Here is a 7,060-nt window from a genome sequence, read left to right on the forward strand (position 1 = left end):
ACGCGTGTGCTTTCCTTGCGCCGCAACGGGGTCGTCGCAATGCCCACGCGACCGACCGCGCGAGTAGGAGATCCGCGTTTTTTGGAGACGAGCGCTCGTCTCGTTCCCACCGGAGCGGGCGGGTCGCGGAGCGGCCCGTCCGACGTGGTCACTGAGGCGTCCGGAGGGCGAAGCTTGCGAGCCCGACCAGAGAGCTCAGGCTCGGCCGAAGCCTCGGTACCAGTCGATGATCGGGCCGCCGACGAGCACGATCGTGAGCGCCCCGGCCGCGAGGAACGGGCCGAACGGGATGTGCTGCTTGCGGTTCTGACGGCCGAGCGCCATGAGCACGAGTCCGATCACGGCGCCGTAGAGGAAGCCGAGGAAGAGGCCCACCGGCACATCGATCGCGCCCAGATAGCCGAGGTACAGGCCGAGCAGGAACGACAGCCGTACGTCACCGAAGCCCATGCCGCGCGGCGACGCGATGTGGATGACGAACAGCGCGGCGAACGCGCCGCACGCGCCGATGAGCGCGCGCGCGAACCACCACCAATGTCCGTCGCCGCCCGCGCCGAGCGCGAGCAGCGGCACGGCCATGAAGCCGACGGGATACACGATGCGGTTCGGGATGATGTAGTGCTCGAGATCGATGAGCGAGATCGCGAGCAGCGCGCCGCCGAGCACGAGGAACGCGGGCAACGCCCACGAATGCGCGAAGCGCGCCCCGATCGCGACGAACAACCCGCCGCACGCGAGCTCGACGAGCGGATAGCGGATCGAGATGCGCGTCCGGCAATGACGGCAGCGTCCGCGCAACACGATCCACGAGACGACCGGGATGTTGTCGAGCGGCGCGATCTCCGTGCCGCAGCCGGGGCAGTGCGACGGCGGCGCCACGACTGATTCCTTGCGCGGGATCCGCCAGATCACGACGTTCAGGAACGAGCCGATCAGAAGGCCGAACAGCCCGCAGATGGCCGCGATCAGCCCGGTCACGCCGCGGAGGGTAGAGGTGGCCTCAGCTGCGGACGTGGATGGTGGCGCTCGCGTCGACCTCGTCGATCTGCGTCACCAACGCCTTGATCTGGAGCTGCCACGTGCCGCTGAACGGGATCGTGAGTGCGTTCGACGTGTAGTGGCCGGGTCCGAGCTTGATGAGCTTCACCGCGATCGGCGCGACGTTCTTCTCGGGGTTGCTCAACGTGAGGTTCAGCTGGAGCACGTTGTCGAGGAGCCCGCTCTCCTTCGTCGCGGTGACGTGCAGATCGTTCGGTCCGCTGCGCGCGGGCACGAGCAACACCTCGAAGTTGATGCCCTGCGCCTCGATCGTCTGCGAGAAGGGCGCGTTGATCGCGGTGCGCGCCGGCGCCGCGTCGACGAGGAGCGCGGTCGTCGCGAGCACGGCGACGAGGAACACGACCTCGATCGCAACGCTGATGCGCAGCCGGCGGGCGACCCCGGCCCGATCGTCGTCGACCGCGAGCGCGGCACCCGGTCCGACCGGCAGCGGCGCACGGACCTCCGCGTCCGGCGTGTCGTCGTCGTCATCGTCGTCGTCGCCGCCGAGCCGGTTGCGAACGGTGTCGCGGCTCGTCGCCGCGACGATCACGACCACTGCGACGAGCGCGATCTTCACGAGCAGCAACCGTCCGTACGTCGTGCTCTTGAGCGCGCCGAACGAGCCGACCTGACGCCAGCCCTGGTACACGCCGGTGCCCGTGAGCACGACGACCGCGCCGAGCGCGAGCGCCGAGAAGCGCGACACCGCGGGTTCGAGCTCGGACGGATCGTCCGGCCGCAACACCGCGACCATCATCACGATGAGCCCGCCGAACCACAGCGTGAACGCGGTGACGTGCGCGAGGTCGGTCACGATCGCGAGCGGGATCTGGAAGCCGCTGCGCGCGTGACCGGCGAGGGTGAACGTCGCGATGAGTGCGAGCCCTGCGACCCCGCCGACTGCGAGCTGCAGCGCGTCGTTCTTCGCACGCTTCAGGAACGGCCACCCGACGAGCGCGACGACGATGAGCACGACGACGCGCAGTGCGAGCATGCGTCCGACGTGCGTGTCGACGTAATCGTGCACGACCGACCACTTGAACGAGTCCGCGAACTTCAGTGCCGCGGTGTAGCTCGACGCGATGAGCACGGTCGCGATCGAGCCGACGAACGCGACGACCCACGAGCCGCGGATCAGCCGCAGCGTCGTGCGCGACCGGCGTCCGTTGGGCCAGCACAGCACGAGGAACGCGAAGCCGCCGAGCATGATGGCGACCGAGACGAACTCGACGAACCGCAGCACGCCGTAGGTGATGCCGACGGGCTTGCTCCCCGCCTGCTTCGCGAGCAGCGAGTTCGCGAGCTGCGTCGCGGTCTGCCCCACGGCGGTTGCGCGGCCGACCGAGAACGTGAACGCGTTCTGGACCGGGTGACCGTCGGCGGAGATCACGCGCCACGTCACGACGTACGTGCCGTCCTTCAACCCCGGCACGCCGACCGATACCTCTTTCCCGCCGTTCGACTGCGACGGCTTGGCGGTGTCGATGCGGTTGCCCTTGGAGTCGAGCAGTCGGATGCCGCCCAACCCGACCTGCACGTTCTCGTCGAACAGGAGCGTGACGACCTTCGGCCCGCTCGGATACGTCTGCCCCGCCGCGGGCGAGGTCTGGAGCAGCACCGCGTGCGCGCCGGCGGGGGCCGCCAGGATCAGGACGGCGATCACCGCGGTCACGACAGCGAGCAGCGTCCGTCGCACGGCACGAAGCTAGTCCGCACCTCCTGTCCACTCGTCGGCACCGCCCGCCTTGACCCGGGACCGCCGGGGCGCGGGTGCCACGATGGACCGGTGATCGGCCGGCGCGTCCGCAGCCTCCTCCGGCCGCTGCTCGCGCTGCTCCTCGCGGCGGGGTTCGCGGCGGGGTTCGTCGTGGTCGGCGCCGCGCCCGCGGGCGCGCACGGGCTCACCGGCGCGCAACCGAGCAACTACGCGTCGCGGGTGCTGTCGGTGTCGCCGCGCGTCGCCGGGCTCACCGTGCGGATCCGCGACCTCGGTGCGCGCGTCGAGGTCCGCAACGACACCGCGTCCGAGGTGACGGTCCTCGGCTACTCGGGCGAGCCCTATCTGCGCATCGGGCCCGCCGGCGTGTTCGAGAACACGCGGTCCCCCGCCGTGTTCCTCGACCGCGCGACCACGGTCACCCAGGCCGTCCCCCGCTCCTACGACGCCACCGCGACCCCGGTGTGGAAGCGCGTCGACGGCGCGCACGTCGCGCGCTGGCACGACCATCGCGTGCACTGGATGGGCTCGTCGGAGCCGCCGGCCGTGTCGTCCTCCCCCGGTCGCACCCACCTGATCTCGGACTGGATGATCACCCTGCGCTACCGGGGGGAACCGGTCGTCGTGCGCGGCGACCTGCGCTGGGTACCCGGCCCGTCCGCACTCCCCCGGCTCGGCCTCGCCCTGGTCGTCGCGATCGCGATCGTCGCGCTCGGGCTGACCCGGCGATGGGGCGACGTCGCCGCGATCGCGCTCGTCGCCACGGCCGCGCTCGTGCTCGTGCTCGTCGCCGGCGAATGGTCGTCGACGAGTGGCGGCGCGTGGGTCGCGTTCCTCTCGACCGTCTACTCGATCCTCGGTGCCGCGATCGCGCTCGCGGCCGCAGGCTCGATGCTGCGCTCGCGGCACACGCCCGACGCCGCGACACCGATCGTGCTCGTCGCCGCGGTCGTCCTGGCGTTCGGGAGCGGGCTCGCCGACATCACCGCGCTCGACCGCTCGCAGCTGCCGACCACCTTGTCGCCCGCGCTCGACCGCACGTTCGTCGCGCTCGTCCTCGGCGCGTCCGTCGGGCTCCTCGTCACCGCGGCCCGTCGGCTGCGCGGCACACCGCGCGCGCCCGTGCCCGCCACCGCTACGCCGCCCGCGACGGTCTGATCCTCACCGCGCCCGTCCCGGTCGCGACCGCGACGCCGATCAACGCACCTCGCGCCCGCGACTGCGGCTCCACTTTGCGACATCCTTACGCCCGTACGGGCATTCAGCGTCGCAAGGTGGACGGCGAGCGGCGGCTACTTGATGAGCTTGATGATGTTGAACATGGGCAAATAGAGGGAGATCACCATGCCGCCGACCGCGGCGCCCATGACGACGATGAGCAGTGGCTCGATCAGCGACGTGAGCGCTTCGACCGTCGCCTCGACCTCCTGGTCGTAGAAGTCGGCGATCTTGTCGAGCATCTCGTCGAGCGCGCCGGTCTCCTCACCCACCGCCATCATCTGCACGACCATCGGCGGGAACACCGAGTGCTGCTCGAGCCGATGCGACATCGGCTCACCCGACTTCACCGCGGCCTGGGTGTCGTACACCGCGCGGGCGACCACGTGGTTGCCCGAGGTCTCGGCGACGATGTCGAGCGCTTCGAGGATCGGCACACCCGACCGCACCAGCGCCGACAGCGTGCGCGAGAACCGCGCGAGCGCGGTCTTGCGCGTGAGCAGTCCGAACACCGGGAGCTTGAGCTTCACCACGTCCCACCGGTTCCGACCGTTCTCGGTCGCGATCCAGCGTCGGAAGCCCCACACCGCGCCGAACTCGACACCGAAGATCGCCCACCAGCGGCTGCGCACCGTCGTGGAGATCGTGATGAGGAACTGCGTCGGCGCGGGGAGCTTGCCGCCGAGCTCGGCGTAGATGCCCTTGAACATCGGGATGATGAACAGGAGCATCGCGGTGACGATCAACAGCACGAGGATCATCACGACGATCGGGTACGTCATCGCCGACCGCACCTTGCGGCGCAGCTCGACCTGCTTCTCGATCGTCTCCGCGAGTCGCAGCAGCACGGAGTCGAGCGCACCACCGATCTCACCGGCGCGCACCATCGCGACGTAGAGCCGCGAGAACGCCTTCGGATGCCGACTGAGCGCGGCCGACAACGACGAGCCCTTCTCGACGTCGATGCGCACCTGGTTGACGATCGCGGCGAGCGACTTGCTCTCGGTCTGCTCGGCGAGGATGTTCAGCGCGCGCAGCAGCGACAGACCGGAGTTGATCATCGTCGCGAACTGCCGCGACATCACGGCGACGTCCTTGAGCTTCACCCGGTTCGCGAGGAACGGGATGTGCAGCTCCTTCGACATCGTCGCGGACGACTGCTCCTTGATGTCGATGGGCATGTAGCCCATCGAGCGGAGCTTGCCGATCAGCAGCGCCTGGCTGTCGGCCTCGAGCGTGCCCTCGAGCAGCTTCCCGCCGCGGTCGCGGACCTTGTACGCGTACGTCGCCGGCACGTCAGGCTCCCGCGAGCCGGCGCAGGTCCTCGTCGTTCGATGCGTGCTCGCGCGCGACGTCGATCGAGATGGCGTGCGCGCGCAGCAGCTTCGCGAGCGACATGTCCATCGTCACCATCCCGTACTTCCCGCCGGCCTGGAGCATGGAGTAGATCTGGTGCGTCTTCGCCTCGCGCACGAGGTTGCGGATCGCGGGCGTCGCGACGAGCACCTCGCAGGCGGCGACGCGGCCGCGGCCGTCGATCGTCGGCAACAGCTGCTGCGTGCAGATGCCCTGCAGCGACGCCGCGAGCTGCACGCGCACCTGCTGCTGCTGGTGCGCCGGGAAGACGTCGATGATGCGGTCGATCGACTGCGGTGCGTCCTGTGTGTGCAGCGTCGCGAACACGAGGTGGCCGGTCTCGGCCGCGGTGAGCGCGGTGGAGATCGTGTCCAGATCGCGCATCTCGCCGACGAGGATGACGTCAGGGTCCTGGCGCAGCACGTGCTTCAGCGCGTTGGCGAACGAGTGCGTGTCCTCGCCGACCTCCCGCTGGTTGACGATCGCCCGCTTGTGCTGGTGCAGGAACTCGATCGGGTCTTCGACCGTCATGATGTGCACGGCGCGCTCGCGGTTGATGACATCGACGAGCGACGCGAGCGTCGTGCTCTTGCCCGAGCCCGTCGGACCGGTCACGAGCACGAGGCCGCGCGGCAGGTTTGCCCACTCCCTCACCGCGGGCGGGATGCCGAGCTTGTCGAACTCGACGATCTCGTACGGGATCACGCGCATCACGCAGCCGACGCTGTCGCGCTGCAGGAAGACGTTCATGCGGAAGCGGCTCTTGCCCGGCAGCGTGTAGCTCGTGTCGAGCTCGAGCTCGTTCTCGAACTTCTCCCGCTGCTTCTGGCTGATGACGCTGTAGACCATCTGCCGGATCTGCGAGCCGTTCAGCACCGGCAGCTCCGTGATGGGCTTCATCTCGCCGTGGATGCGGATCACCGGGCGCGAGCTCGCGGTGAGGTGGAGGTCGGAACCGCCGAGCGTCAGCACCTGATCCAACAGATCGTTGATGTGCAGCTCACCGCCCTGCAGCTCGCGCAGCTCGTCGAGCGCGGCCGACGCCGCGGTCACGCCGTACACCTGGTCGATCGCCTTCGACAGCTCGACGCGATCCGCGACCGCAGGGATCACCTCGTAGCCCGTCGCCGCGCCGACCGCCGCGAGCGCGATGTCGTCGGCCGGCTCCGCGAACGCGACGACGAGCTTCGCGCCCTCGAAGTCGATCGCGAGCGCCTGGTGCTCACGCGCGACATCCGCGGGCACCAACGTCGGCGCGTCCTGATGGAGCGTGACGTCCTGGAAGTCGACGAAGCGGATCCCGAGGCTCTGCGCGATCGCGGCCGTCAGGTCCTTCGACCCGACCAGCCCGTCGCGCAGCAACGCCGCCGGCAGCGGCTCCCCCGACGCCTCACACGCCTGGAGCGCGGCCTCGAGATCGTCGCGCGACAGCACGTGCCGCTCCACGAGCGTCTCACCGAACCGCCGTGCCTGCATCGCGAGCATCGGACCCGCACGCCTCCCCGGGAACATCACCGTTTCCGGGGCTATCGACCCGTCCGCAACCCTCCTGTAGCGGCGGTTCCGACCTCCACCGCACCGCGAGCTCGCAGCCGGTGATCCGCATCCACGGTGAGATGAAGCCCATCGCGGAGCTGCCGGTGCTGAACGGCTCGCAGATCCGGCAGATGGTCTACAGCGTCATCAGCCAGAAGCAGCGGGAGAAGTTCGAGAACGAGCTCGAGCTCG

General features: G+C 69.5%; 5 protein-coding genes. 1 reads left to right on the top strand and 4 read right to left on the bottom strand.

Features of this window, described 5'->3' with window-relative positions; all coding sequences use genetic code 11:
* Positions 1–195 precede the first annotated feature (195 nt).
* Positions 196–978 (bottom strand): prepilin peptidase, encoded by a 783-nt coding sequence (locus VH914_05505; protein HEX4490647.1) that lies wholly within the window; start codon positions 976–978, stop codon positions 196–198.
* 22 nt (positions 979–1,000) lie between these two features.
* Complete coding sequence (locus VH914_05510) at positions 1,001–2,737, bottom strand: copper resistance protein CopC (protein HEX4490648.1); 1,737 nt, start codon at positions 2,735–2,737, stop codon at positions 1,001–1,003.
* 90 nt (positions 2,738–2,827) lie between these two features.
* Between VH914_05510 and VH914_05515 the strand changes: the two genes are divergently transcribed.
* Positions 2,828–3,916, top strand: a complete 1,089-nt coding sequence (locus VH914_05515; GenBank protein HEX4490649.1) for a hypothetical protein — start codon at positions 2,828–2,830, stop codon at positions 3,914–3,916.
* A gap of 134 nt (positions 3,917–4,050) precedes the next feature.
* Here VH914_05515 and VH914_05520 read toward each other — a convergent pair whose 3' ends face one another.
* Both VH914_05520 and VH914_05525 read right to left on the bottom strand, forming a co-directional pair.
* On the bottom strand, positions 4,051–5,271 hold the full coding sequence (locus tag VH914_05520; GenBank protein ID HEX4490650.1) for a type II secretion system F family protein: 1,221 nt from the start codon (positions 5,269–5,271) through the stop codon (positions 4,051–4,053).
* Position 5,272: 1 nt separating this feature from the next.
* Complete coding sequence (locus VH914_05525; protein ID HEX4490651.1) at positions 5,273–6,808, bottom strand: PilT/PilU family type 4a pilus ATPase; 1,536 nt, start codon at positions 6,806–6,808, stop codon at positions 5,273–5,275.
* Positions 6,809–7,060: the final 252 nt, after the last annotated feature.

Source organism: Acidimicrobiia bacterium, assembly GCA_036271555.1.
Classification (GTDB): Bacteria; Actinomycetota; Acidimicrobiia; order IMCC26256; family PALSA-610; genus DATBAK01.